This is a genomic window from Collimonas humicola (assembly GCF_018304945.1).
GTDB lineage: Bacteria > Pseudomonadota > Gammaproteobacteria > Burkholderiales > Burkholderiaceae_D > Collimonas > Collimonas humicola.
Genome location: NZ_JAGQEE010000001.1, coordinates 788,914 through 814,111 on the forward strand (window position 1 = coordinate 788,914; position 25,198 = coordinate 814,111).

Below are 25,198 nucleotides of genomic sequence, written 5' to 3' on the forward strand. Positions count from 1 at the left end.
GTCATGTCTGCCTTGATCGCCATCCGGCTTCACCCCGACAAACCAACCCAGGGGGTTACTTTCATCAGCTGGCTGGCCGGACTGGTCATCAATGTGTACGACCTCAATGTCGGCGATCCGAAAACCGGGCAACTGATCGGTTCCGCCACGTATGTCGCGCCGCCGGGACCGCCGTGGATTCCAGATCCCTCCACCGGTATCGTGCAGCACTTCACCACGCTGCCTCTGATTCAACCAGAAGCAGTAGCAACGGCGGTCATCCAGATTAACGAACCTGCCGGTTACAAAGAATATGTCTCGCCAGATCTGCGCATAGAAATCGTGCGCGGCGCAACCACCGTCATCGATGGCACGTTGTACTACGACGTCCAGACCAGCCCCGGGCCGCTGCCGCCTGCCATCGCCTTCCCCAGCATGTCTGCAGCGCTCTACCTGCAATTGCCGCATCCGATTGGTGCCGGCCTGGCGAACGTAGACATCGGCAGCGACGGTGCGCCGCCCAATTTCAAAGCCTTGAAAGATGCTGTCAACCTGGTGCTGGCGGCGGATCAGGGGCCAGTCCCGGCGCTGGATGCGCTCAAGCCGGAACAAGCCAGGCACATCGCATACGAAATCGTTTGGGGGCCGCAAGATCCGTTGCCGGATATACCCGCGTTCTCTCCGCCATCGACCTGGGATGCCATCGGCGCGATGTATACGTTTGAAGCCAATGACGGCGCACTGACCAATCCGCTGGAACAAAACCGGCAACAGTTCGAAGGCAACCTCAACAGCTATTACGCCACCCATAACGCCAAGGTCGACAGCTTGGCCCGCTACATCTACGCTCTCAGCGCGGCAGTCGCGTGCGAAGCCAGCAGCACCGCCGCCGCCTCGGCCATGCTGGATTTTCCGGTATATCCCGGCGGCCCCCACGTCGGCACCACCATCAGTACTGCGCAGGTGCTGCTGGTCGACGGCAGCGGCGGCAGCGGGCCGCTGGTGCCGGCATTCACGGTCCCGGCGGAATACTTCTACGTACTGGGCGCGCAATTATCGATACAGCTCAACGCCAGCCAGCGTTTCCTGATGGCCGTGCGCGACAACCAGGAACGGCTGCTGCCGGTGCTCACCAGCGCGCTCGACAGCGGCATCGTCAATCCAGCCCCCGCCATCAACCCGGCGCAGGCGGTACGCCGGCTCGATGCCTTGCAGCCGGCGTCCGGCACGGTCGCGCCGTCATGCAAGCTCGATGCAAGCGTACTGCCGCTGGTCAACGACTGGCTGGCCTTTCCCAGCGCCGCCGCCTGGCGCAACTACGCACCCGGCGACGACGCCGTCAAATTCTGGACGCCAGAGCTGACCGCCCAACCGGCGCCTTACCTGCAATTGGTGCTGTGCGCCCTGACCCTCGGTTTCCAGCCGCTGATGGCCGCCATCGCGGCGCTGCCGGTCGCCACGGTGGCAGCCCTGGCGGCGTTGTCGGCAACCCAATGGGAAAATTTGTTCAGCAATACCGCCCTGCTGCCGCCATTCACCGCCCCCGGCACGCCAGCGGCGCGGATAGCGGCGTTTATCCGGCGCGTGCAAAAATTCTTCGATATGGACCCCAGCCTCGGCGCCATGCCGAGCGCGGCCGCGGGCGCGGCGCCGATACTGGCATTGCCGACGGTCGATCTTATCGGCGAATTTGTCGTGCAGTATGTCGCGTTGACCGGCCCGTTCACATTCGGCGCCGCAGCGCTTGACGACACTGCGGTCGATGGCGCGGTACAGCTGGTCTTGCCGGGCGATCCCGCGGCGCAAGCCTGGCTGAATCAGCGCGTGCATGTGATCAACAGCCTGTGCCAGCTGGCCGGAGTGGCTTCCAATGTCATGCCGCCGGCGCCCAGCCTGGCGTTCTCCGTGGCCGAGGCGCTGTATGCGCGCGGCTTCACCAGCGCCGACGATGTCCTGCCGCTCAGCCTGGACGATTTCAGCGACGCCTTGCGCGGCACGGTAGCGTTCGACCAGGCCGCGCTGATCTACGCCAAGGCCGGCGCCGTCGGCCCGCAACCTGCGCCGGCGCCGCAACCGTTCCAGCCGGTCAATCCCGGCGGCCTGGTCAATTGCATTCCGCCTTGCTATCTGTCGCCGCTTGGACCGGTGGAATACCTGCATGAATTGCTGGCGCTGTCCGAAGCCTCGACTTGCCGCGATCCTGCCGCCGCGCCTCCCAAAGGGAAAATCACGCTGGGCGACGCTGTCGCCGCCCGCCGCGGCGACTTGGGCAGCCTGAAGGTCAGCGCCGCCAACGCCGAAACGCAGCTGCCCTTGATCGACATCGTCAATGAAAACCTGGAGCATCTCGCCGCCATCGTCCCGGCCACGCCGCAAGGCGCGGTGTACGACACCGCCAGCGGCCATCTCGGCCATCACAAGTTATGCATGACGGCCGGCCAAGGCCAGGATCATGATCAGGACGATTGCCACCAGGCCTGCCAGTTGCTGGAGGCCTTGCCGGAACATTCAGCGCCGGCGGTGCCGGTCGCTCAACCGGTCGCCTACGACAAACTTAAACTGGATTTTTCGGCGCCCGGCCTGCCCTACTCCGAGCCATTGGATATCTGTCGCAGCTACCTGGAACAGGCAGGCACCTGCCGTTTCGAAACGATGCGCACCTTCCGCCAGGAAATCACCGAGTTCGCACTCGACCCGAGCCTGGCTGCGCCGGCCTTCCAAAGCCATTTGTGGCGCTATCCGGTGCGCATCGACACTGCGATCGAATACCTGGGCATCAATCCCGAGGAATATGCCCTGCTCTTCACCCAGGATATCGCCGAGGTGCCTACGCCTGGCCGCCTGCTGCTATATGAACTGTATGGTTTCGACACCCCCACGCCGGGCGGCGTGGCCTGGACCGCGATCGCCCTGCAATTGCCGGAATTCCTGAAACGCACCGGCCTCAGCTATTGCGAACTGGTGGAACTGCAGAAATCGATGTGCTTTACGTTTGCGGTTGAGGACCGCAGCCGGCAGAGCGCCAATGGCGCCCTGAATAACGCCGACGGCCAACGCGTCAATCCCGACCAGGCCGCCCGCGGCAGGTTGCCGGATTGCGAGCCCTGCTGCCTGGAGCACTACCTGATTCATTTCCTGAAACCGGCCAGCCAGCAGGACGCCCTGCGCATGCTGGCGGTTTTCCTGCGCTTGTGGCGCAAACTGCAACAGGTATGCGGCGCCCGTTACAGCTTTGCGCAGCTGTGCGATATTTGCGAAGTGCTGCAGCTGTTCATCGGCAATGCGATCAATCCGGATTTCATCCGCCAGCTGACAGCATTCCAGATACTGCGTGACCAGTTCCGCCTGAAGCTGTCCGACGGCAGCCATGCCGCCGGCGCCCATGGCGCCAACCGTACGCATATCCTGGCCTTGTGGGTGGGCAGCGGCGCGGCCAAATGGAACTGGGCGCTCGATCAGCTGGTCGAGCATATCCAGCAATTCGCCAAGCGCCATTACACGCATGCCGACCGCAGCAAGCACAGGCGCGATCCGCAATTCATCAAGCTGCTGAAGGCCAATTTCGATCCGCTGTCGAAGCTGGCCGGATTCGATCCCGGCAACCCGACCGATACCTGGCACAGCAAGCCGGCTGCCACCTTGCGGTTCGCCGAAGTGCTGGCCAAGATCACGGGTTCGCAGTTCGGCATCGGCGAAATCCTGTATCTGTTCAGCGCCGACGACCATCTCGACGGCGACGATCCCTTCCCCCTGCAAGACAGCAATGAAGCGCAGGATTCGCCATTGGCATATCCTGACGACGACAGTCATCACGACCTGTGGCAGCTGCGGCATAAATTGCTGGAAGCCGATATCGGCGAAGAAGACGAGCACAAATGGAGCTGGCATCGGATAGAGGCCGCTTTGCGCAACGAGTTCGGCTACCAGGTCGCCGCCGGCGATCCCGATTATCTGGCATCGCTGGGACAACACTTCTTCCCCGGCATACTGGAACACAGCGGTACCGCGGTGACGGCGGCTGAACGCCAATACCGCACCCCTCTAGTGGCGCCTTCCGCGGCCATGTGGAATCTCCCGCCCGACGGGCCTTTCCGCTTCGACGGCGCCAGTTCCGAATTATGGACCCAGCTGCCGCTGCAAGACCAGGCCGTCATCGACAAGCTGCAGCATCTGCGCGACCTGACGGCGAGCGAGCAATTGGCGGTGCAGAACCTGTACCACATGCCGCGGGTCGACCTGGCGACGTTTGCCTGTCTCTTCCCGGATTTCAGCGCGGCCGAAAAACACTTGATAGAAGAACATGACGAAGAGCAGCGCTGGGCCTGGTTCCGGCGCCAGTTCGCCCTGACCTACCGGCGCTGCCACCTGATCGCCGAGCATCTGGCGCAGCATGTGGCCGCGGTCACCGGCGAAGAATGGCAAGATGCGGCCAGCGGACTGGCGGCCGCCTGGCTGATACTGAAACGCCTGTACGCCGACGGCAACCTGGCCCTGGGCAGCTGGGAAGCCGACAGCGGCGTCACGCCGCCCGTAACCTGGACGCCGCCGCCGAGCGGCGGCAGTTTCGCCGCCTTGCTGGGCCTGACCGGCACCGGCCTGCTCGGCGAGTTCAGGCGCGCCGACGGTCCGTCCACGCCGCCGGTGTGGCGCGAGATGCGCGGTCCGATGAGTGCTTTCGACCATGAAAAAAATCGGCGCAACGCGCCGGCCCCGACCATATTGCCGGCAATGGACCTGGATCTGAGTCCTGCGCAATTGAAATATGTTGTGGTGCGCAATGGTTTCGCCGTGCAGGATCAGCATGGCAGGGACCTGGGCGGCGCGGAAAGTTTCGGCGTCGACTGGTCGGGCATATTGCTGGTCGACGAGGATGGCAAATACACCTTCAGCGCCGGCGCTCCCACGCCGGACGGCGAACAGCCCGACCTGGAACGCGCGCAGCACTGCCACTGGCGGGTTACGCTCAGCCGCGGCCAGAAGAACTGGGTCGTGCTGCATCACCGCTGGCATGACAGCCATCATCCGCACGAGCGCCATGGCCAGGCCGATTCGGCATTGCACCTGAAACGCGGCGCCTACAATATCGTGGTCGAATTCATCCAGCCCGCTGCGGATTTCTCTAAAGCCGACGACCTGCATCCCCAGCACACCGGTTTCCAGGTGAAGTATTGCGGCGCCGACACCCATGACCGGCCCGAAGCCCTGCCGCTACGCCGCCTGTTCCGCGAGGAGGCGGACCAGCGCCTGGACCACGCGGTCAAATTCCCGGACAACAGCAAATACTGCAGCGCCGCGCTATTTTTGCAATTGCGCTACGCCAGCAGCTTGCGCGACATCCGCCGCACCTATCAGCGCGCCTTCAAGGCCTTGCTGTTTACCCATCGCTTCGGCTTGTCCGGCCGGTCCTCGAAAACCTACCAGCAATCCGAACTTGGCTACATGCTGGACCACGCCGCGCTGTTTGCCGGCGTCAGCTTCTATCGCAATCCGCCGCCGGCTGGAGCGTTCATGCGCCACGCCGCCGATTTCGACTTCAACCTGCTACCGCTGAAAGACTTTTATCACTCGCCGGCGGCCAGCCAGGATCAACGGGTTGCCCCCAGCGTCCAGCGCGAACAGGCCTGGTTCGATAACTGGGAACGGCTGTTCGATTACAGCTGCATGCGGCACGAGCGCGAAAAGGCCATAGAACGGCCGGCCTGGCTGCTATTTGAAGAAGCGCTGGAAAAGCAGCCGGACAATCCGGCCCAGCTATTGCGCCACCTTGACGTCGATGCGCTCCATGCAAGCCTGGTGTTGAACTACTTCCAGAGTCAAGCCACGCCTGTCCGCGCGCTCGGCACCACCGACCTGGAGGACGACCGCTGGAGTGTGCGCGTCTGGCACGGCGACCGTTGGGTCAGGCAGCTGGTGCGGCACTTCACGCCGCGTCATATCGGCGCCGCCCAACCCGATCTGTGGGCGGCCGACGATCCCGGCCAGGCCTTGCCGGGCCAGGCCGCAAGCGGCGACGCCAACCTGGTGCGCTTCATTGACGACGGTTACCTGGAAAACCACGAGCCGCGCCGCTATGCCGACCTTCAGCGCCTCAACGACCAGCTGCGCGTGCGCGCCCGCGCCGCTCTGCTGGCCTACCTGTGCGGCATGCAGCGCGTAGCGCTGCCGTGGGGCGACCATGCCCGCGGCGCCAAGGACCTGAGCGCCTTGCTGCTGCTGGACGTCGAAAGCGGCTGTTGCGAACGCGCCAGCCGCATCGAAGAAGCCGTCACAGCGGTACAGAATTTTGTGCAGCGCGCGCGGCTGGGATTGGAAGGCAACTGGCTGGCCGGCGCCGCTTTCGTGCAGCTATGGAAACACGAATTCGCCTCGTACCGGACCTGGGAAAAATGCAAATGCAGGAGCCTGTACAAGGAAAACTGGATCGACTGGGACGAACTGCAGCAGGCACGCAAGATTGAGGCTTTTCAATTCCTTGAGCAGAAATTGCGCCGTTCGACGCTTACCATCGCCGAGCCGGGCGGCCTCGAATATTGGCCGGAAACATTGCCGCCGGCCCATCCTGCAGTCAAATTCCTGCAAAAGCGCGACGCCTCTGCATTGCGCCTGCTGCAGCCGCCGCGAGAAGGCCTGGGCGTATCTGGCACGCCGGAACGCGACGCCAGGCCAAGCTGGCTTGCGCCTGATACCGGAGCGGCAGCAACGCTGCCGCCAACCGGCGGCGGCAACCATAATCCCGCTGGCGTAGGCGTATCGGCCAGCGCCAGTGCGGTCACGCTGAATGACAAGCTGCCGTTCTGGATCCAGGCGGCGATCCGCCTCGGCATCAAGTTCGTGCGGCTGGCGGCGGGCGGCATACCGCCGGCCGCAGCGGAGTTTCATGCCAGCGATTTTCATGAAGAGCCGGGGTGCTGCAACGAATGCGGCTGCATTCATCCGCCGCTGGTGGATGAATATTATTTCTGGCTGGCCCCCGCGCAAATTTTCAACACGCCGCCGCAGGATGCATATTACGACCCGACCCAGCAAGCCTCGCCGCGCTGGCATGACGATCAAGCCCTGCCGACGCTGCTCGACTGGAAATCGGCTGCAGCCACCCAGCTGGCCTGGTGCCGCGTGCACAACGGTGAATTCAGGCAGCCTCGGCGCAGCGACGGCCTGGTACAGCTGACGCCCGGCACCGAGCCGGATCTCGCCTATGTCGGCCGGGTCGGCGATTCACTGACATTCGCGGTGAGCAACGGTATTGTCCCGGCCGGCTACAACGGCAGCGACGCTCCCGGCTTCCGCTATGACATGGCGGACGACGACTGCCTCGCGCTGCCGCTGGTGGCGGACCCGGCGGCCGTGGCAAGTCCCTATCCTGCAGGTTTGCCGGCCTATCCCTATTTCGCCTACGTCGAGCCTGGCGACCGCCTGTTTCCGGCATCTCTGTTCAGCCCGGCGCTGGCGGTCGCCGGCGTGCTGCGTTGCCATTGCCGCTTCGAACCGGCGCTCAAATGGTACCAGCTGGTCAACAATCCGCTGCAGGTCGACAACAGCTGGGTGCATTGCTCAGGCGATAGCGACCGCCAGCCGCCCGCCAATGTGCCGCCGGTCACCAGCCTGCCGCCTGGCGATGTCGCGCCCGGCATAGCGGCGCTGGAAACCGCCGCCCCCGCACGTGACGCAACTCCGCTTGCCGTCGCCGAGGCGAGCGCGGCAGACACCACGCCCGGCGGCGCCGGCGTCAGGCCGCCGGCGGCAATGTGCTGCGACAGCACCCATATCTCGGCCGAAGTCGCGCGCGACCGCTCGATCCTGCTGCACTATCTGGAAACCCTGGTGGAATGGTCGCAGGCCCTGCTGCGCCAGAATTCGCGCGAATCGGCGCAGCAAACGCGGCTGGTGCTGGACACGGCGGCGACCATCCTCGGCCCCTGTCCGCGCGTGCTGCTCAACCATGCGCCGCCGCCAAGCCAGACGGTGGCCGTTTTCAAACCCTTGATTCCGCCGCTTAATCCGCGCCTGATGGAGTTGTATTGCCATGTCAAAGACGGCCTGGCGCTGGTGCATCGCTGCCTGAGCGATACCCGCCTGCGCAACGCCGATGCCTGCGGCAGCTGCAGCGCCCCTTATTTTGGCCAGGCCCCATGCCGCTGCGCCACGCTGGAACAGCACTGCGGCTGCGAAGCGATGCAGGAGGCCATCTGCGACGATGACGAATGGTGCCGCCCCCACAGTCCTTACCGCTATGTCTATCTGCTGCAGAAGGCCCAGGAGGCCAGTTCCCGGGTACGCGAACAGGGTGCGGCCCTGCTGTCGGCGTTCAGCAATGGCGACGCCGAATACCTGGCGGCGATGCGCAGCCGCCATGAAACGCAGCTGGCCGACCTGACCATCAAAGTGCGGCAAGACCAATGGCGCGACGCCGAGTGGCAAGTGCAGGCGCTGGAGAAAACCAAGGAAGTCAGTCAAACCAACCGGCGTTATTACAAGCACCTGATCGATGTCGGCCTGAACAACGGCGAGCTGAACTATCAAAGCAACACCAACTCATCGCTCGACCTGCGCTCGTCGGCGATCCCGATTGAAGCCACGGGCGAAGCGATGCGCCTGATCCCGGACCTGTTCGTCGGCTTTCCCTGCGAAGAGACCTGGCTGCCGCTGGGCACCAAGCTGGGCGAGATGTTCCAGGCCATCGCCCGCATCACCAATGAGTTCGCAGAGATTGCCAGCGTCAATGCCGGCCTCGACCTGACCCAGGCCAGCTGGCAGCGGCGGCTGGACGACTGGGTGCACCAGGTGGAGATCCTGGATATCGAAATCGAGCAGGAGGAAATCCAGATACTGGGCGCCGAACGGCGCCGCAGCGCGGCGCTGGAAGAACTCAACCTGCAGCAAACGCAGCTTGCGCAATCGCGCGAGGTGCTGGACGCCTTGCGCGACAAATTCACCAACCATGAGCTGTACCTGTATCTGCAAAAGGAAACCGCCGCATTGCATTGGAAGATGTTCGAACTGGCGCGCTATCTGGCGCTGGAAGCGCAGCGGGCTTTCAACTTTGAACTGGGCTGCAGCGGCCGCCAGTTTATCGGCAACGAGTGCTGGGACGATCTGCATGAAGGCTTGCTGGCCGGTGAACGACTGCAGCTGGCGCTGCAACGGATGGATGCCGAATATGCGGCCTGCAACCGGCGCGAATACGAGCTGACCAAGCATGTTTCGCTGGCGCTGCATTTTCCCCTGCAGTTCCTGCGCCTGAAAATCACGGGCAGCTGCGAAATAGAAATCCCTGAATGGATGTTCGACATGGACTATCCGGGCCAGTACATGCGCCGCATCAAGAACGTCAGCCTGACCATCCCCTGCGTCACCGGCCCCTATACCGGCGTGCATTGCCGCCTGACCTTGCTGAGCAGCAGGACTCGCATTGATCCTTGCCTGCCTTGCCCGGTCACCGAGTGCTGTCACGAGCGGCCGCGCAATCATTGCGGCTGCAGCCATGCCGCGCATGAGCACTACGCGCTCTGCGGCGACGACCGGCGCGCTGTACGGCATTATGGCGCGCGCGAAGCCATCGCCACCTCCAGCGGGCGCAATGACGCAGGCCTGTTCGAGCTGAACTTCCACGACGAGCGGCACCTGCCGTTTGAATTTTTCGGCGCGGTCAGTTGCTGGCGCATAGAAATGCCGCCGGAAAACAACTACTTTGACATGGATAGCCTGACCGACCTGGTGCTGCATATGAACTACACAGCGCGCGAAGGCGGCACATCGCTGCGCGCGGCAGCGAGCGACAGCGCCCGTCGGAAACTGCCGGGCAATGGCTGGATCCTGATCGACTTGCGCAAGGATTATCCGGACGCCTGGGAGCTGTTCCAGCGCCGTCCGCCCCAGCATCGCGAGGGCGGGCGCGGCGCTGAACAGGCAAGGGAACGCAGCATGCGCCTGCCGCTCAGCCGTAAGCTGTTTCCGTTCCTGCCGTCCGATCCGGCGCTGCGGATATCGAAGCTGGCAGTGCTGTTTGAGCTGGAAGAGCGCTGCGACGAGCGCGACGACTGCCCGCAGATCGATGCCTGTCCTTGCGCGCAGGAAGACGTAAAGGACTCCCATCTGGTCGAAGTGACCATCGACCATGCGGACGACGATTGCGACGACGCCGCCGAAACGGAGATCAACTGCGTCACTACCAGCGAATGGCCCAAGATATATCACGGGGTCGCCGAAGTCGATATCGGACCTATCGATCAGCGCCGCAAGAACCACACCATGGTGCTGACTGTCGGCCACGACGTCGGCAAGCTGGAACGCGCATTTTTGCTGTGTCGTTACGAAACGGCGTGCGAGTGTTGCGAGACCGTACAGCCGCTTGGCGAACGCCATGATCATGCGAGCTGTTAAGCGCGCTTCCCTCGATGCAGACAACGGAGACCATCATGAGCGACAAGTCCAGCAAACCGGGCGGACCGAAATATCGCTTCGTCGTAGGCGTCAATCTGGCCACCTTTGAAACCGACGTCAACCGCCTCGCCGCCGACAGCCCTTGCCTTAAGCTGAACCAGTTGCTGTATGTGCAAGGCATCGGCTTTATCGGGGTCATGGAAAATGCGGCTGACGGAAACGCCGCCGCAGGCGTCGAGACGGCCAAGACAGAGGATCCGAAGAAGACCGGCCGCCGCTCGCCTAAGGAAAAATAAAAGATCTTTGCACGGAATGCCGTTCAGTCAAGACGCCATTCCGGCGACTTCGGTTACGCGCCTCCAGCTCGACGCCCCCAACTAGGCATCCCCGGCTAGGCGCCCCCAGCTAGGCGCCCCCAACATTCCCGCGTTTGCGGGGATGACGGGGCTGCCGCATCGGATGCCCACGCCGTGCGCATCCGCCGCGCGCGATGCCAGGCAAGGCCAGGCAAAGTCCGTGACGCAAAAACCACACACTTTGCCAACACCGGATATTCGTCATTCTCCTGTAACGGCAGCAGGCTAGTCTCTCGCACGCCGACAATTTCCCCAATGTCCTTATAAAGGTTTTTGATGAACAAGCATTCGTCTCCGGCGTTGCGCCGTAAATCCTCCTGCGTCGCCCTCGCCGTTTCAGCCTTGTGCGCCATTGCAGCCAGCGGCCACGCATTTGCGCAAAGCGCCGCACCGGCAACAGCCGCCGGCGCCGACGCTGCGCCAACGGCCGGCGACGGCGGGCAGATCGCAACCGTTGAAATTTCTACACGCAAGACGCGTTCCACAGTGTCCATGAGCGGCAGCGAAATCCAGAAAATCCTGCCTGGCGTGAATCCGCTGAAAGCACTGGAAACGCTGCCTGGCGTCAGTTTCCAGACGGCCGATCCGTGGGGTAACAATGAACAGAACCTGTCGCTGTTCGTGCATGGCTTCAACGGCCAGCAGCTCGGTTACACCATGGACGGCGTGCCGCTCGGCGACCAGCAATACGGCAACTACAATGGCTTGTCGCCGCAGCGCGCGGTCACCAGCGAAAACGTGCGCAGCGTGGTGCTCGCCACCGGAGCCGGCGACCTCGGCACGGCATCGACCAGCAACCTGGGCGGCGCCATTGAAACCTTTTCCAGCGATCCACTGGCGAAGTACAAGGTCAATGTGCAGCAGACCGTGGGCAGCCACAATACTTCGCGCACCTTCATTCGTGTTGACACGGGCGAATTTGGTAACGGTAACAGCGCCTATATTTCAGGTTTGCACCATGAGGCCAGGGCCTGGGATTTCAACGGCCGCCAGAGCAACGACCAGATCAACGCCAAGTTCGTGCACGACGGCGGCGCCGGCAGGCTGACCCTGTATGCCGCTTATTCCGACAAGACAGAGCCCAACGAAGATTCGACTGTGCACGTCGCCGGCGAGAAAAGCGCGCCTTACACGCGCTCGTTCCTGTACCCGGATTTTGCCGGCGCGCTCGCCTATCTGTCGCCGACCGGCGCCACCCCTGCGGCGGACGGCAGCAACTACCACAACTATTACAGCGATGCGCAGCGTACCGACTTCCTGACTTACGCCAAATATGAAGCGAACCTCAGCGCCGACCTGAGCTGGACCAATCAAATCTATTTTCATCATGACGATGGCGTCGGCGTGGTTGCCGGACCGATCGGCGCCGCCGGCCTGCCTGCCTTGTTCGCCGTCTATTATCCGAACCAGAACCTGAAGCAGATCTTCGGCAATTCCGGCTACGCTACGCGCACCACGGAATACACCATCAACCGCAACGGCTATATTTCGACGCTGCATTGGGATATCGGCAGCCATCAGCTGGAAGCGGGCTTCTGGCTTGAACACAACCGCTCAGAAGCCTACCGCCGCTGGTACGGGCTCGACGTCAACAATCCGAGCTCACCGTACACCCGTCCATCCAACCCGCTGATCACCCAGTACGGCAGCGGCATCGACAACAAGGTGGTGCAGTTCCACCTGCAGGATGAATGGAAGCTGCGTCCGGACCTGGCGCTGCAGGCCGGCTTCAAGTCCAGCCTGCAATTTGCGGATGGCCAGTTCCCGGTGCAGGAAGCGCCGGCCGCCATCGGCAGCGGCTCGCAGGCCTTGCCGGTTGGCGAGATTGTCACCAAGAGCTGGTTCCTGCCGGGCGTCGGGGTGCGCTGGAACCTGTCGAAGCAAGATCAGGTGTTCGCCAATATCCAGAAAAACATGCGCCAGTTCGTGACCTATGGCGCCGGCGGCGCATCGCCATGGAGCCTGGCCAGCCAGCAGGCGTTCGACCTCTTCAAGTCCACCGCCAAGCCGGAAACCTCGGTGACCTATGAGCTGGGCCTGCGCGATACGCGCCAGCTGGACTGGGGCGTGGTCCAGGCCTTCGATGGGCAGATCGATCTCTACCATGTCGATTTCAGCAACCGCCTGCTGTCGATCAGCCCTACCCCTGTGATCAGTTCCATTGTCGGCGGCACCGCCATCCTGGCCAACGTCGGCAGCGTGAAAACCGATGGCGTCGACCTGGCCGGCACGCTGCATTTCGGCCACGGCGTTTCCTTCTACGACGCCGTTTCCTACAATCGTTCCCAGTACCAGGACAACTACACATCAGGCAGCAGCGTGGTGCAGACCGCCGGCAAGACCGTGCCGGGCGCGCCGACCTGGATGAACAAGTTCGTGGCGACGGCCACCGTGGGCGGCGTCGAGGCCCAGCTGATCGGCGATTTCGTCGGCAAGCGGTATGCGACCTATACCAACGACCTGCATGTCTCCAGTTATTTCCTGATGGGCCTGAATCTCTCGGGGAAATTGCCCTACATGGGCAGCCTGCTGAAAAATCCGCGCTGGAACTTCAACGTCACCAACCTGGCCAACCGCCAAGGCCCCCTGGAAGTGGTGGTCGGCGCCGCCAGCGGCACCTACAACACCTATCCGATTCCGCCGCGCCAGGGCTTCCTGACCCTGAAAGCTGACTTCTCCTGATTTCAGGCAAGCGCAATCCCGGCATCTGCGCCGCCAGCGACGGCGCAGATCGCCTCCTGTCTATCTTGGCGCCGCGCCGCCGCCAGACGAGCGATGCACCGGCAGCTAAGGCGTCTGACGCAAAATATTTCAACAAGGAAATTTATGCGATGCGCTTCCGGCGCCGACGGCAGCATGCCCTGCCTGGACCATGGCGTGTACTCCACAGCCCGCCAAGCTCGCCTTGCCCGCCGCGGGTATTTTAGGATAGGCTTCTCTTCTTCCCTTCCCCCCTTTTAAGAACAAAGAGAAATTTCGTCAACTATGGATATGCCCTCCCACCAGCTCACCATGACCATACTGATGTCGCCGGACATGGCCAATTTTTCCGGCAATGTGCATGGCGGCGCCATTCTCAAGCTGCTCGACCAGGTCGCCTATGCCTGCGCCAGCCGCTATGCGGCGCAATACGTGGTGACCTTGAGCGTGGACCAGGTGACTTTCCGCCAGCCTATCCATGTCGGCGAACTGGTCAGTTTCCTGGCCAGCGTCAATCACACCGGCACTTCATCGATGGAGGTCGGCATCAAGGTGGTGGCCGAGGATATCCGCACCCAAGTGGTGCGTCATGTCAACAGCTGCTTTTTCACGATGGTGGCGGTGGACCACGAACGGCGGCCGATCGCCGTGCCGCCGCTGCGACCGTTCAGCGCGGAAGAGAAGCGGCGCTTTGAAGACGCTATCCTGCGCAAGCAGCTGCGCCAGGAGCTGGCGCGGCGCTTCGAGGAAGTCAAGTCGGCCTGATCCCGGCGCTCAGTCGAACTGCCTGGCCAGTTTGTCCGGCAGCGGCACATTCAGCCATTTTTTCACGATGGCATTCAGTTCATCGCCCTTCTTCGCCTTTGTCAGCGCGGCATTGACGGCTGTCATCAATGCCGGCTCCTCCTTGAGCAAGCCGACATAGCAGGCCGATTCCTGGATGATGTACTTCATCTGGGGCTTGTTGCCCGTGGCCTTCGCGGCCAGCGCAACGGCAACAAAGTCGCCGGTGCCGACCAGTTGCACCTGCCCGGCCAGGTAGGCCGAGATCATGCCGTTGTTGTCCTCATAGCGCTTGATGGTGGCGCTGGCCGGCGCCGTTTCGGTCAGCTGGCTGTCCTGGAAGGTTCCGCGCGCCACGCCGACGGTTTTGCCGGCCAGGTCGGCAGGGCCGGCGACCTTGATGGAGGCCGGCCCGAACACGCTGTTGTTATAGGGCGAATACGGCTGGGAAAAGGCAATGACTTTCTCGCGCTCGGCATTCTTGCCCAGGGTGGAAATCACCAGGTCGGCCTTGTGCGTCTGCAGGTAGGCGATGCGGTTGGCGCTGGTGACCGGCACCAGTTCCGCTTTCAGGCCCATGTTCCTGGCGATCAGCGTTGCAACGTCGATGTCGAGTCCCTGCAGCTTGAGGTCCGCGGTGACGGATCCGAATGGTGCAAAATCCTGGGGCACGGCAATGCGCAGAACGCCACGCTTCTGGATATCGCCCAAGCCGTCGGCATGCGCACTCTGCACGCCAAGGGCCGACAAATTGAGAAGCAGCAGGAACGGCAATTTGAAAAATCTCATCAGATTCACCTGGATCAAGAGGAAAACGCAGGGACGGCCGTGCGGCCCTATCCGCGGGATTGCGGGCCGCAGCCATATTACGCAATAAATATGCCACAAGCCGTATCCATGGCCTGATGCATGCCTTGGCTTGCAACTACGGTTTTTTTCAGCGCCAGTCCCATACGATCACGCGCCATTCCGACGGCTCGGCATCCGCCTCCGCGATGCCTCTGAACCCGACCCTCAGATGCGCGCGCATGGATCGCGGATTCTGCAGCGACACTTCTGTGACTACGAAATCGAAGTCGGCACGCATCTGCATCCTCAAGGTTTCGTACAGTTTCCTGAAAACGCCTTGGCCGCGAAATGCCTGGCCGACGCACACCTGTCCCATGACGAAGTAGGCTTTGTCGCGCATCGGCATGCCGTTGAAAACGGCGGCCTCCACATCTCGGAACATATTGTCGAGAAAAGGAAATGAAGCACGGCATTCATTCAGCATGACCAAGGCATAGCCGATGACGGCGCCGTCGCATTTTGCAAGGACATGCCGGTAAGCGCCGCGCATCAGCTGCAGTTCGCCGACGGTATATTCCATGGTCACGAATCCCTCCGTGCCGCGCAGTTCTGCCGCCACGGCATCCAGCCGGTTCAGGCGCTGCAATTCAACGATTTGTTCAAGGTCATCGGCCTTGTCGCTCAATTCGAAAGTAATCATGCCTGCCTCCTGTCGGCAGATTCTATACCTGCACGGCGCCGGCTACTTATTGGTCACGAATGGAATCGGCGCCGAGCCGTACATGGTGGTCGGGACGTCGCCCTTCCATTGCTTGGCCCTGACCATGTCGACCTCAATCCGGCGCAGTTCCAGCACATCCTTGTTTTGCGCCAGCGCGGCGTTTTGAATCTTCAGCGCATCCGCCTGCGCAGTGGCGATCTTCAATTGCGAGTAGGCTTCGCCGTCGGCGCTGGCACGCATCGCCTGGGCCTCTGCTTCGGCAACCGCCACTTTCTGCTTTTGCTCCGCCTCCACGGTCTTGAGCTTGTTTTCCGCGCCCAGGCGCAACTGTTCCTGGGTGACTTTTTCGTTGATCGCCGCCATATAGGAAGGCGAGAAAGAGAAGGTCCGCATATCGATGCCGATTACCTGGGCGCCGTAGATTTTCAGCTTGTCGCGCAAGGAGGCGCTGATGTCCGCGCTCACCTGCGAACGGCGGGCGATCAGGTCGGGCGCGCTGTATTTCGCCGTGACGGCCTTGAACACTTCCTGGGTCGCGGTCTGTACATACGATGACAGATCGCCGTCATGGCTGTACTTCTCATAGACTTCCGCGACGCTGTTGGTCGAAATCGAATAGCGCACCGTCATGCTGACCTTGACCGGCTGCGTATCCGAAGTGCTGCCCTCGGCGTCTTCAACGTCGGCTCGCTCGGCGCGGATGCTGAATATGGTCAGCTTCTTCCATGGCGGCAGGATCACCAGCCCCTCGTTCTCAATGCCGACGATCTTGCCGAACGATGTCACCACGCCGCGGTTGCCGGTCGGCACAGAACCGAACGGCCACAGCCACAGCACCGCGATCAATAAACCCAATCCAGTCAAACCCAACTTGATGAAACTTTTCTTTTGTAAATCAAGCATCTAATTCCCCTTGTTTGAATAAACCAAAATCGGCAGCTCCCACTACCGACCGATGCCATTCTTGCATGCTTTCGAGGTTTTGTCTGAGGGCAATAATGCGTGGTGAAAAAACAACTTGGCGCAGCTGTTTTTTATGGCTGCCAACGACGCAACGGGTCTTCAGAATGTGGGCGACAAAGGTTTTCGGCGGCTCTCCAGGATCCGCATATGGATGCTCGAAACGATTCGTTCAGTTCTCGCGGAGACGCACTATACATTGGCGGAACGTTAATTGAGAGCCGCCCCATGCCATTTTTACTGCACACGCCGTCAAATCGCTTCCGTGCCGCCAGAGCAAGCAGGCGGACGCGGCTGGAGCTGCCGACCTGGCTCCTGATTGCCGCCATCTACGGCGGCTGGCTAGGCTGTGTGCTGCATTGGCGGGCGCTGGGCCCATGGCTGGGAACACCGCTGCTGATTCTGCTGACGGCCTGGTATATGTCGCTGCAGCATGAGCTGATACATGGGCATCCTACCCGCAATGCCCGTTTCAACGCCCTGCTCGGCCAGTTGCCGCTGGCCGTCTGGTATCCGTATGCGGTCTACCGCGACAGCCATCTCGCCCATCACAACAACGAAACCCTGACCCTGCCCGGCATCGACCCGGAAACCTATTACGTATCCCGGGCCGGTGCCGGCAGCGGCTCGCGCCTGCGCCGCTTCCGCAACACCTCCGCCGGCCGCTTGCTGATAGGCCCGGCGCTGGCGTGGTCGCATACCATCCGTGCGGCGTGGCTGGCGCGCGACCGTAAAGCCCTGCTTGCCTGGGGCGGCCACGGCCTGTTGCTGGCCGCAATGCTGATCTTGCTTGAGCGCGCCGGCATAGCGCCGTTGTTCTACGTACTGGCGATTGCCTATCCGGCACTCAGCCTGACCATGGTGCGTTCCCTCTTCGAGCACCGGGCAGTGGAATCCGAGCACGGGCGCTCGGTCATTAACGAAGCTGCATGGCCCTGGCGCCTATTATTCCTGAATCTGAATTATCATTTGGTACATCACCTTCATCCCGGACTGCCCTGGTTTCATCTGCGGCTGGCCTATCTGGCCGAGCGCGAGAGCTACCTGGAAGCGTCGGATGGGTTCGTCGAACGCGGTTATCTGCCCTTGCTGTGGCGCTATCGCAGCACGCCGGCAATTGCCGATGTTCATCCTTTTGCCTGATTGCCTGAAGCAGCATGATCCTTGAAACTGCACCTTGACGACCACATCGACCACATGAACCTGCCCATCCGCCGACTGACCGCCCTGTTTGCCTTTACCCTGCTCACTTCCTACGCACAGGCGGCCGAGCCGATCCGCGTGGGATCCAAGATCGACACCGAAGGCGCCTTGCTGGGCAATGTCATCGAGCTGGTGCTCGAAGCCAACGGCATCAAGACCGTCAACCGCCAGCAGCTCGGCACCACCAAGGTGGTGCGCGGCGCACTGCTGGCCGGCGGCATCGACATCTATCCGGAATATACCGGCAACGGCGCCTTCTTCTTCGCCGACGGCAGCAACCCGGCCTGGAAGAATGCCGGCGCCGGCTATCAGCTGGTGAAAAAGCTCGATGCCGACAAGAACCACGTGATATGGCTCACGCCCTCGCCGGCCAACAATACCTGGCTGATTGCGATCCGCAAGGAAATCGCGCAAGCCAACCAGCTGAAAACCATGGCCGACCTCGGCCGCTGGATCAGCCAGGGCGGCAAGATCAAGCTGGCCGCTTCGGCCGAGTTCATCGAGCGTCCGGACGCCTTGCCGGCGTTTGAAGGCGCCTATGGTTTCAAGCTGAAGCAAGACCAGCTGCTGACCCTGGCCGGCGGCGACACCGCCGCCACGATCAAGGCCGCTGCCGAACAGACTTCCGGCGTCAACGCCGCGATGGTCTACGGCACCGACGGCGCGGTCGCGGCCCTGGGCCTGGCGACGCTGGATGACGTCAAAGCCGTGCAGCCGGTCTACGCGCCGGCGCCGGTGATACGCAGCGACGCGCTGGCCAGGGAGCCGAGGATCGCCGCCTTGCTGCAACCGGTATTCAGCTCACTCGATAGCGCGACCCTGCAAAAGCTCAATGCCGGCATCGCCATCGAAGGCCGCGATGCCCGCAAGGTCGCCGCCGATTATCTGCGCAGCAAGGGCTTTATCCGATGACGGCAGAGCGCCTGGCGAACCTGCCGCCGCGCTCCGGCAAACTGGCGCCGCTCTCGATCCAACTGCACAATCCGGTGCACCTGCTGCTGGCGGCAACGGCTATCCTTGCCGCCGCCGGCTTGCCGCTGCTCACTTTTGCGCCCAACCGGCTGCTCAGCGGCCATGGCATATTTCTCAACGAACTGCTCAGCCATGCCGGCCTCTATTGGCTGCTGGCGGTCCCGGCCTTGCCTCTGCTGGCGGCGCCCTGGCTGCGCCCGAGCCGCGGCAGCCGGATATTGCTGATCCTGGCTGCCGCGCTGTTCAGCTACGGCCTGCTGGCGCTGGCCGGCCAGGAAGCCCGCCTGCGCAGCGGCACGGAAGATTCGCTGGCGCGCGTCTCGTTCGGCGGCGCCTTCTGGCTGCTGGCGCTGGCCGCCTGGCTGCAGCTGGCCGAAGCCTTGCGCGGGCTGCGGCTGTCCTTGCCGGCCCAGGTCGCGGTGGTAGCGCTGGCGGCTTTGCCGGCAATCGGCTTGCTGCTGACGGGCCGGCTCGACCATCTGTCGTTGCTGAAGGAGTACCGCAATCATCTGGACAGCTTCGATCAGGCGCTGCTGCGGCATCTGCAGCTGGTGCTGTTTTCGGTGCTGCCGGCGGTTGTCATCGGCACTGGTTTCGGCGCCCTCTCGTTCCGCAGCCCGCGCCTGGGCCGGCTGTTGTTTCCCGTCCTGAACGTGATACAGACGATTCCATCGATTGCCTTGTTCGGCCTGCTGATCGGTCCCTTGACCTTGCTCGGCCTGATGCTGCCGCGTACCGGCATCAGCGGCATCGGCATGGCGCCGGCCTTGCTGGCGCTGATCCTCTACTCGCTGCTGCCGATGACCCGTAGCGCCGTAGCGGGGCTGCAACAGGTGCCGGCCGCGGTGCGCGAAGCGGCGCGCGGCATCGGCATGTCGCCGCGGCAGATTTTCTTTCGGGTCGAACTGCCGCTGGCGCTGCCGGTCTTTCTCAACGGCGTGCGCGTCACCACCGTGCAGGCGGTAGGTTTGGTGGAAGTGGCGGCGCTGATCGGCGCCGGCGGTTTCGGCACGCTGATGTTCCAGGGCATGGCCAGCAGCGCGCTGGACCTGGTGCTGCTGGGGGTGATTCCAGTGGTGCTGCTGGCGATCAGCGTCGACGCTGCGTTCAAGGTCGCGATTTCATTGCTCACCAGGACAATTCGGGAAAATCAATGATTGAAATCGAGAATATCAGCAAATCGTTCGACGGCCGCCGCGCGCTCAGCGACGTGTCGCTGGCCATCAACGCCGGCGAGCTGGCGGTGCTGATCGGCAGTTCCGGTTCCGGCAAGTCGACGCTGCTGAAGCTGTTCAACCGCTTGCTGGAACCGGACAGCGGCAATGGCAATATCAGGCTGCTGGGAAAAGACATTGCCGGCTACTCGCCGGAACAGCTGCGGCGCCGCATCGGCTATGCGATCCAGTCGGTCGGCCTGTTCCCGCACTGGACCGTGGAGCAGAATATCGCGGCCGTGCCGACCCTGCTGAAATGGCCGAAAGCGCGCATCCAGCAGCGCGTCGACGAGTTGCTGACGCTGCTGCACCTGGCGCCTGAGACCTTCCGGCGCCGCTATCCGCACCAGCTCTCCGGCGGCCAGCAGCAAAGAGTCGGCGTGGCGCGCGCATTGGCGGCCGATCCGGAAGTGCTGCTGATGGATGAACCGTTCGGCGCGCTCGATCCGGTCACCCGCAGCAGCTTGCAGCAGGAACTCGCCAATATCCACGCCATTTCTGGCAAGACCATTGTGCTGGTCACCCACGACATCGACGAGGCGCTGGCGCTGGGTGAGCGTATCGTGCTGCTGGATCACGGCCGTATCGTGCAGCAAGGGGCGCCGCGCGATTTCCTGCTGGCGCCGGCCAGCGACCTGGTGCGCGATTTTGTCGGCCAGAGCGATGTCGGCATCCGCCTGCTCGGGCTGGACAAGATCGCCGCCAGGGTGCGCGCCGGGCCGGCCATTGAAGGCGAGCCGATCCGCAGCGATGGCACCTTGCGCGAAGCGCTCTCGGCGTTCATCACGCGCAAGGTGCACAGCCTACCGGTGGTGGATGAACACGGCCAGGCTGCCGGCGTACTGCATTTTGCAGATTTACTGACGGAGCGGACTTGAACTGGCCGGTCAAACCGCGAAATTCTCTGTACCGCCATCGCTGGCTGATTGTCAGCAGCCTGCTGCTGGCGGGACTAATCTTCGGCATGCCGCTGGCGGGTCCGCTGTTCAGCGCCGTTTTTCCGGAGCTGGAACGGCCCATCTACCAGCAGGACTCGTTTCTTGCCCTGGTGCTGGCGCACCTGCGCATAGTCGCCATCTCTGGCGGCATCGCCGTGCTGGGCGGCGTCGGCGCCGGTCTGCTGGTGACCCGGCCGGCCGGCAAGGCTTTTCGCTCGCTGCTGGAAACGATGCTGGCCATCAGCCAGTCATTCCCGCCGGTGGCGGTGCTCGCGGTGGCCGTGCCGCTGGTCGGCTTCGGCGAAACGCCGGCCCTGATCGCGCTGGTGATGTACGGCATTTTGCCGGTGGCGCAAGGCGCGCTCACGGGCTTGTCGTCCATTCCGCAGCCGGTGCTGGAAGTGGCGCGCGGCATCGGCATGAGCCGTCGCCAGATCCTGTGGCGCGTCGAGCTGCCGCTGGCCGCGCCGGTGATACTGGCGGGCGTGCGCACCTCTGTAGTGATCAATATCGGCACCGCAGCGATCGCCTCGACGGTAGGCGCAAAAACCCTGGGCTTGCCGATCATTGTCGGCCTCAGCGGTTTCAACACCGCCTATGTGATCCAGGGCGCGCTGCTGGTCGGCCTGCTGGCGATCGTGGCCGACCAGCTGTTCGAATTGCTGGCGCGCCGCTGGACGCCGCAATCCGCAGGCGGCGCCCAGGACCAGGGGGATGCATGATCTGCGCACTGCCGATGTATCCGTTTCCGGCCGCCAGCCTGCGCGTATTCTGGACGGCCTTGCGCGACAACTTGCAGCGCGCCGGCCTGCAGCGGCTGCCGCTGGAGCTGTCGCAGCCGGACGACCTGCTCCGGCATTGGCAACGCAGCGACCTGCTGCTGAGCCAGTCGTGCGGCTATCCGGTTTCCACCCTGTTGCGCGGCAAGGTGCAGGTGGTCGGGGCCTGGCATTTCGATGTCCCCGGCTGCCGGCACAGCAATTACAGCAGCACCCTGCTGGTGCGCCGGGAAGACGCTGGCAAATCCTTGGCGCAATTTGGCGGCGCCGTCGCCGTCTGCAATGAACGGCATTCGCAGTCCGGCTATCACGCGCTGCGCAGCGCGGTTGCGCCATTGGCGCGCGACGGCCGCTTCTTTTCCAAGGTACTGTTCAGCGGCGCGCATCGCCACTCGGCGCAGATGGTTGCCGGCGGCGAGGCCGACATCGCTGCGCTCGATTGCGTCAGCGCTTTCCTGCTGCGACAACAGGAGCCTGCTGTTTTCGAACGGCTTGCCGCCATCGGTTTTACAGAATCCATGCCCGGCCTGCCGCTGATTACCTCGCTGAGCACGCCTGCAACGGCATTGGCGCAACTGCGGCAGGCACTGAGCATGTGCTGTCAAGCGCCAGAACTGCGCGACAGCCTGGGCGCCATGCGCATCGCCGGCTTTTCCGCCCTGGATGAAAACGATTACCGCATCTGCGCGGCCAGGGCCGGACAAAACACGAAAGACGGCCTGGCCGACTGGTAGCCGGCCTGGCGCAGGCCGGTTTCGCTGCCGCGTCAAGGGCGCCAGGGGTCCAGGGTTTTCAGCATCACGCCTTTTTCCTTGACGCATTCGCCCAGCAAGGCAAAACCGCATACCTCTTCCTGACAGTTGGTGTACACCGCGCGCATGCCGGTGACGATGCCCTCTGCCTGCAAGGCTTCCGCCGGTTCCCAGCGGCCGTCCGACAGGATAGGCGGCACGATCACGGCCGGCAGCGCCGGCGTTTTCACCACCACCGGCATGGCGGGATAGGCCACGCGGGTCGGCTCGCCGTTAAGGGTTTTGGCCAGCGCCCGCGCTGCCTGCATGATCGGCATGACGTAAGGCAGCAGCAAGCCGTCCACTTCGGCGCAATCGCCCAAGGCATACACATGTTCCGCGCTGGTGTAGAGCCAGGCGTTGGCGACGATCCCGCGGTCGACGAACAGCCCGGCCTTGCGCGCCAGATCCAGCCGCGGCGCCAGGCCGACGGCAGCTATAACCCGGTCGGCCTCCAGGCTGTCGCCATCGGCCATGTGCACGGTATAGCCGGCGCCGCGCCGTGCGATGGATTGCGGCGTCTTGCCCAGGTGCAGCGCCACCCCGAGCCCGGCCAAGGCATTCGCCATGGCCAGCCCGGCCTGCTGCGGCAGCAGGCGGCTCAGCGGCCATGCGGCCGGATCGACCAGCGATACCTCGAACTGCGCGGTAGCCAGGTCGTTGGCGAATTCGCAGCCGATCAGGCCGGCGCCAAGGATGGCGACGCGGCGGATGCCCTCCAGGGCTTGCCGGAAGCGGCCGTAATCGGCCAGGTCGTTGACCGTCATGACATCGGCGGCGCCGTCGCCGTCCAGCCTGAGCTGGCGCTGGTCTGCTCCCACTGCCAGCACCAGTGCGCTATAGGGCAGGCGCCGACCTGCCACGGTGACGCTGCGGCTATTCGGCTCAATCGCCTCGACTTCGGTATGGCTGAGGATGGTGGCGTCCAGCTGCGCGGCCATTTGCTGCGCCGTGAAATTGACCAGCCCTGCCATGTCTTTGCCCTGCTGGAAGGCGTTCGACAGCATGGGCTTCGCATAGAAGCTGCCGCAGTCGCGGCTGATGATGGTGAGCGGCGTTTGCCGGTTCAGCTTGCGGAACTCGCGCGCCACGGTGTAACCGGCCATGCCGCTGCCGATGATGATGATTGGTGCCATGTTGAAACCTCTTGGTTGGATGAGGAGCTATCGATGCCGCCTAGGCCGGCGCCATTTCGAATTCTGCTTTGGCGACGCCGCAGTCAGGACAGAACCATGTGTCCGGGACATCTTCCCAGCTGGTCCCCGGCGCGATGCCATGATCCGGCATGCCTTCGGCTTCGTCGTACTGGAAGCCGCACACTACACATTCCCATTTGCGCATATTGTTCTCTTCGATATCACGTTGGTGCTTGCCGCGATCCGGATGGCCGCGGCGCCCTGGCGCCGCCCCCCTGCGCCCGGCCAGGGCGACGAGAGATGGCGCCGGCCGGGCGTCGGCGGCGATCCTGTCTACACGGACGGGGTTGCAGGAAACTCAGCCCGAATACGCGCTGCCCAGGCCGAGCAGGCTCATGGCGCGGCGGTAAGCGCCCGAGGAGCGGTCAGCCAGGATATGCGCCTCGACGCCCCGGTCCAGCGGCAGATCGTCGGGACGCTGGGTTTCCACGATCGCGCGGTCTTCTTCGAAAATCTGCCGGTTGAAGTCGTAGACCTCCTGCAAGGGCTGGTCTTTGTCGAAATTGCGCGCGATGGGTACGAACAGGCGCGTCGACCTGGCCGATACCGGGCTGGCGGCGTTCAGGATAGACAGCACGCCGCCCTCCGGGAAATCCACCGTCAGGCTGGCGGTAAACGGCAGTTCGATATTGAACACGCGGCGCCACAGGTAGTCCGCAGGCGCGCGGTGCTGCATGCGCTTGGGGAAATTGCTGACCGTGCTGATGTATTCGGCGTGCATGCCCCGCTCGGTGCGTTCGGCGGTATATTGCGGCACAAAGGGATTGTCGCGGTCGGCGAATGTGGCTTCATGGATCCAGGCGAAGTGGGCGACGTCGATGAAGCCCTCGACCTGCCGTCCGGCCGAGGCAGCGATATCGATCGAGGGCGGCAAGATCTGCTGGAAATCCGGGTTGTCCCAGGCCGGGAATTCCGGGAAGGCTTCGTGGCCGCCGCCGAGCGAGGTCCAGATCAGGCCGTAGCGCTCTTGCGCCGGATACATGCAGATCTTCAGGCGCTCGGAAATGTGGCCGTCGGGCTGCGACGGTATATGGCGGCATTTGCCGTCCGGCCCGTAACGCAAGCCGTGATACGGACAGACGATGTTTTCACCCTCGACCCAGCCCAGGCTCAGCGGCACGCCGCGATGCGCGCACATGTCCTTGGCGATCACTACCCTGCCCTCGGCGCGATAAGCGACCAGGCGCTCGTCGAGCAGGCGCACGGCGATCGGCTTGTCAGTCAGGTCGGAAGAAAATGCAACGGGATACCAGAATTTGCTGAGGATTTTCCAGTCTTCCGGGTGGAAGGTGCTGTCGCGCGGCGGGCTGTCGTCGGGCGCGCTGTGTTGCTCACGTTGCTGGCGTTGCTGGGATTGCCGGTATTGCGATTCGGTTGCTATGGAAATAGGCACATATGACATCAATTCTCCAAGTTGATTTATAGCGTGCCCCTGAG

The 25,198-nt window shown here is 63.1% G+C and carries 16 protein-coding genes; 10 read left to right on the forward strand and 6 right to left on the reverse strand.

From position 1 onward, the window contains the following. The first annotated feature begins 3 nt into the window (after positions 1 to 3). The 4 genes from KHU30_RS03610 to KHU30_RS03625 all read left to right on the forward strand — a co-directional run bounded on the left by KHU30_RS03610 (position 4) and on the right by KHU30_RS03625 (position 14,180). The gene (locus KHU30_RS03610; protein ID WP_211441256.1) at positions 4 to 10,359 is read left to right on the forward strand and encodes a Tc toxin subunit A-related protein; all 10,356 of its coding nucleotides are present in this window, start codon (positions 4 to 6) and stop codon (positions 10,357 to 10,359) included. A 35-nt stretch (positions 10,360 to 10,394) separates the two neighbouring features. After that, positions 10,395 to 10,655, forward strand: coding sequence for a hypothetical protein (locus tag KHU30_RS03615; RefSeq protein WP_211441257.1), 261 nt, complete (start codon positions 10,395 to 10,397; stop codon positions 10,653 to 10,655). Positions 10,656 to 10,991: 336 nt separating this feature from the next. Further along, a complete protein-coding gene (locus tag KHU30_RS03620; RefSeq protein ID WP_211441258.1) occupies positions 10,992 to 13,397 on the forward strand; it encodes a TonB-dependent receptor in 2,406 nt (801 codons plus the stop codon). A gap of 303 nt (positions 13,398 to 13,700) precedes the next feature. Beyond that, the gene (locus KHU30_RS03625) at positions 13,701 to 14,180 is read left to right on the forward strand and encodes an acyl-CoA thioesterase (RefSeq protein WP_098496962.1); all 480 of its coding nucleotides are present in this window, start codon (positions 13,701 to 13,703) and stop codon (positions 14,178 to 14,180) included. A gap of 9 nt (positions 14,181 to 14,189) precedes the next feature. Here the strand turns inward: KHU30_RS03625 and KHU30_RS03630 are convergent, their stop codons facing one another. The 3 genes from KHU30_RS03630 to KHU30_RS03640 form a co-directional block, all read right to left on the reverse strand. Then, a complete protein-coding gene (locus tag KHU30_RS03630; RefSeq protein ID WP_211441259.1) occupies positions 14,190 to 14,987 on the reverse strand; it encodes a transporter substrate-binding domain-containing protein in 798 nt (265 codons plus the stop codon). Between the two features lie 148 nt (positions 14,988 to 15,135). Then, positions 15,136 to 15,687, reverse strand: coding sequence for a GNAT family N-acetyltransferase (locus KHU30_RS03635; protein WP_211441260.1), 552 nt, complete (start codon positions 15,685 to 15,687; stop codon positions 15,136 to 15,138). A 42-nt stretch (positions 15,688 to 15,729) separates the two neighbouring features. After that, positions 15,730 to 16,611, reverse strand: a complete 882-nt coding sequence (locus tag KHU30_RS03640; protein ID WP_211441261.1) for a prohibitin family protein — start codon at positions 16,609 to 16,611, stop codon at positions 15,730 to 15,732. Between the two features lie 285 nt (positions 16,612 to 16,896). Here KHU30_RS03640 and KHU30_RS03645 point away from each other — a divergent pair, with 285 nt between their 5' ends. From KHU30_RS03645 to KHU30_RS03670, 6 genes are read left to right on the forward strand one after another with little or no spacing between them, the layout of a single operon-like run. After that, a complete protein-coding gene (locus KHU30_RS03645) occupies positions 16,897 to 17,811 on the forward strand; it encodes a fatty acid desaturase (RefSeq protein WP_230411446.1) in 915 nt (304 codons plus the stop codon). A gap of 54 nt (positions 17,812 to 17,865) precedes the next feature. After that, positions 17,866 to 18,783: a glycine betaine ABC transporter substrate-binding protein OsmF gene (osmF, locus tag KHU30_RS03650; protein WP_211442188.1), complete on the forward strand. Its 918-nt coding sequence runs from the start codon at positions 17,866 to 17,868 to the stop codon at positions 18,781 to 18,783. Next, positions 18,780 to 20,000, forward strand: coding sequence for an ABC transporter permease (locus KHU30_RS03655; protein WP_211441262.1), 1,221 nt, complete (start codon positions 18,780 to 18,782; stop codon positions 19,998 to 20,000). The genes osmF and KHU30_RS03655 overlap by 4 nt, the downstream gene beginning before the upstream one ends. Beyond that, positions 19,997 to 20,935, forward strand: a complete 939-nt coding sequence (locus KHU30_RS03660) for an ABC transporter ATP-binding protein (RefSeq protein WP_211441263.1) — start codon at positions 19,997 to 19,999, stop codon at positions 20,933 to 20,935. Before KHU30_RS03655 ends, KHU30_RS03660 begins: the two co-directional genes overlap by 4 nt. Beyond that, entirely contained in the window at positions 20,932 to 21,717 is a 786-nt protein-coding gene (locus KHU30_RS03665; RefSeq protein ID WP_211441264.1) for an ABC transporter permease, read from the forward strand. The genes KHU30_RS03660 and KHU30_RS03665 overlap by 4 nt, the downstream gene beginning before the upstream one ends. Beyond that, positions 21,714 to 22,508, forward strand: a complete 795-nt coding sequence (locus KHU30_RS03670) for a phosphate/phosphite/phosphonate ABC transporter substrate-binding protein (protein WP_211441265.1) — start codon at positions 21,714 to 21,716, stop codon at positions 22,506 to 22,508. Before KHU30_RS03665 ends, KHU30_RS03670 begins: the two co-directional genes overlap by 4 nt. A 32-nt stretch (positions 22,509 to 22,540) precedes the next feature. On the opposite strand, the gene KHU30_RS03675 is transcribed toward KHU30_RS03670, so the two are convergent. From KHU30_RS03675 to KHU30_RS03685, 3 genes are all read right to left on the reverse strand, one after another. Next, positions 22,541 to 23,701, reverse strand: coding sequence for an FAD-dependent oxidoreductase (locus KHU30_RS03675; RefSeq protein WP_211441266.1), 1,161 nt, complete (start codon positions 23,699 to 23,701; stop codon positions 22,541 to 22,543). Positions 23,702 to 23,741: 40 nt separating this feature from the next. Further along, a complete protein-coding gene (locus tag KHU30_RS03680; RefSeq protein WP_211441267.1) occupies positions 23,742 to 23,906 on the reverse strand; it encodes a rubredoxin in 165 nt (54 codons plus the stop codon). Positions 23,907 to 24,059: 153 nt separating this feature from the next. Further along, complete coding sequence (locus tag KHU30_RS03685) at positions 24,060 to 25,163, reverse strand: aromatic ring-hydroxylating dioxygenase subunit alpha (protein ID WP_211441268.1); 1,104 nt, start codon at positions 25,161 to 25,163, stop codon at positions 24,060 to 24,062. Positions 25,164 to 25,198: the final 35 nt, after the last annotated feature.

Coding starts and splice junctions, on each gene's coding strand:
- KHU30_RS03655 (WP_211441262.1), top strand. CDS start 18,780: ATGACGGCAGAGCGCCTGGCGAACCTGCCGCCGCGCTCCGGCAAACTG.
- KHU30_RS03615 (WP_211441257.1), top strand. CDS start 10,395: ATGAGCGACAAGTCCAGCAAACCGGGCGGACCGAAATATCGCTTCGTC.
- KHU30_RS03660 (WP_211441263.1), top strand. CDS start 19,997: ATGATTGAAATCGAGAATATCAGCAAATCGTTCGACGGCCGCCGCGCG.
- KHU30_RS03645 (WP_230411446.1), top strand. CDS start 16,897: ATGCCATTTTTACTGCACACGCCGTCAAATCGCTTCCGTGCCGCCAGA.
- KHU30_RS03675 (WP_211441266.1), bottom strand. CDS start 23,701: ATGGCACCAATCATCATCATCGGCAGCGGCATGGCCGGTTACACCGTG.
- KHU30_RS03680 (WP_211441267.1), bottom strand. CDS start 23,906: ATGCGCAAATGGGAATGTGTAGTGTGCGGCTTCCAGTACGACGAAGCC.
- KHU30_RS03685 (WP_211441268.1), bottom strand. CDS start 25,163: ATGTCATATGTGCCTATTTCCATAGCAACCGAATCGCAATACCGGCAA.
- osmF (WP_211442188.1), top strand. CDS start 17,866: ATGAACCTGCCCATCCGCCGACTGACCGCCCTGTTTGCCTTTACCCTG.
- KHU30_RS03670 (WP_211441265.1), top strand. CDS start 21,714: ATGATCTGCGCACTGCCGATGTATCCGTTTCCGGCCGCCAGCCTGCGC.
- KHU30_RS03620 (WP_211441258.1), top strand. CDS start 10,992: ATGAACAAGCATTCGTCTCCGGCGTTGCGCCGTAAATCCTCCTGCGTC.
- KHU30_RS03635 (WP_211441260.1), bottom strand. CDS start 15,687: ATGATTACTTTCGAATTGAGCGACAAGGCCGATGACCTTGAACAAATC.
- KHU30_RS03640 (WP_211441261.1), bottom strand. CDS start 16,611: ATGCTTGATTTACAAAAGAAAAGTTTCATCAAGTTGGGTTTGACTGGA.
- KHU30_RS03625 (WP_098496962.1), top strand. CDS start 13,701: ATGGATATGCCCTCCCACCAGCTCACCATGACCATACTGATGTCGCCG.
- KHU30_RS03610 (WP_211441256.1), top strand. CDS start 4: ATGTCTGCCTTGATCGCCATCCGGCTTCACCCCGACAAACCAACCCAG.
- KHU30_RS03630 (WP_211441259.1), bottom strand. CDS start 14,987: ATGAGATTTTTCAAATTGCCGTTCCTGCTGCTTCTCAATTTGTCGGCC.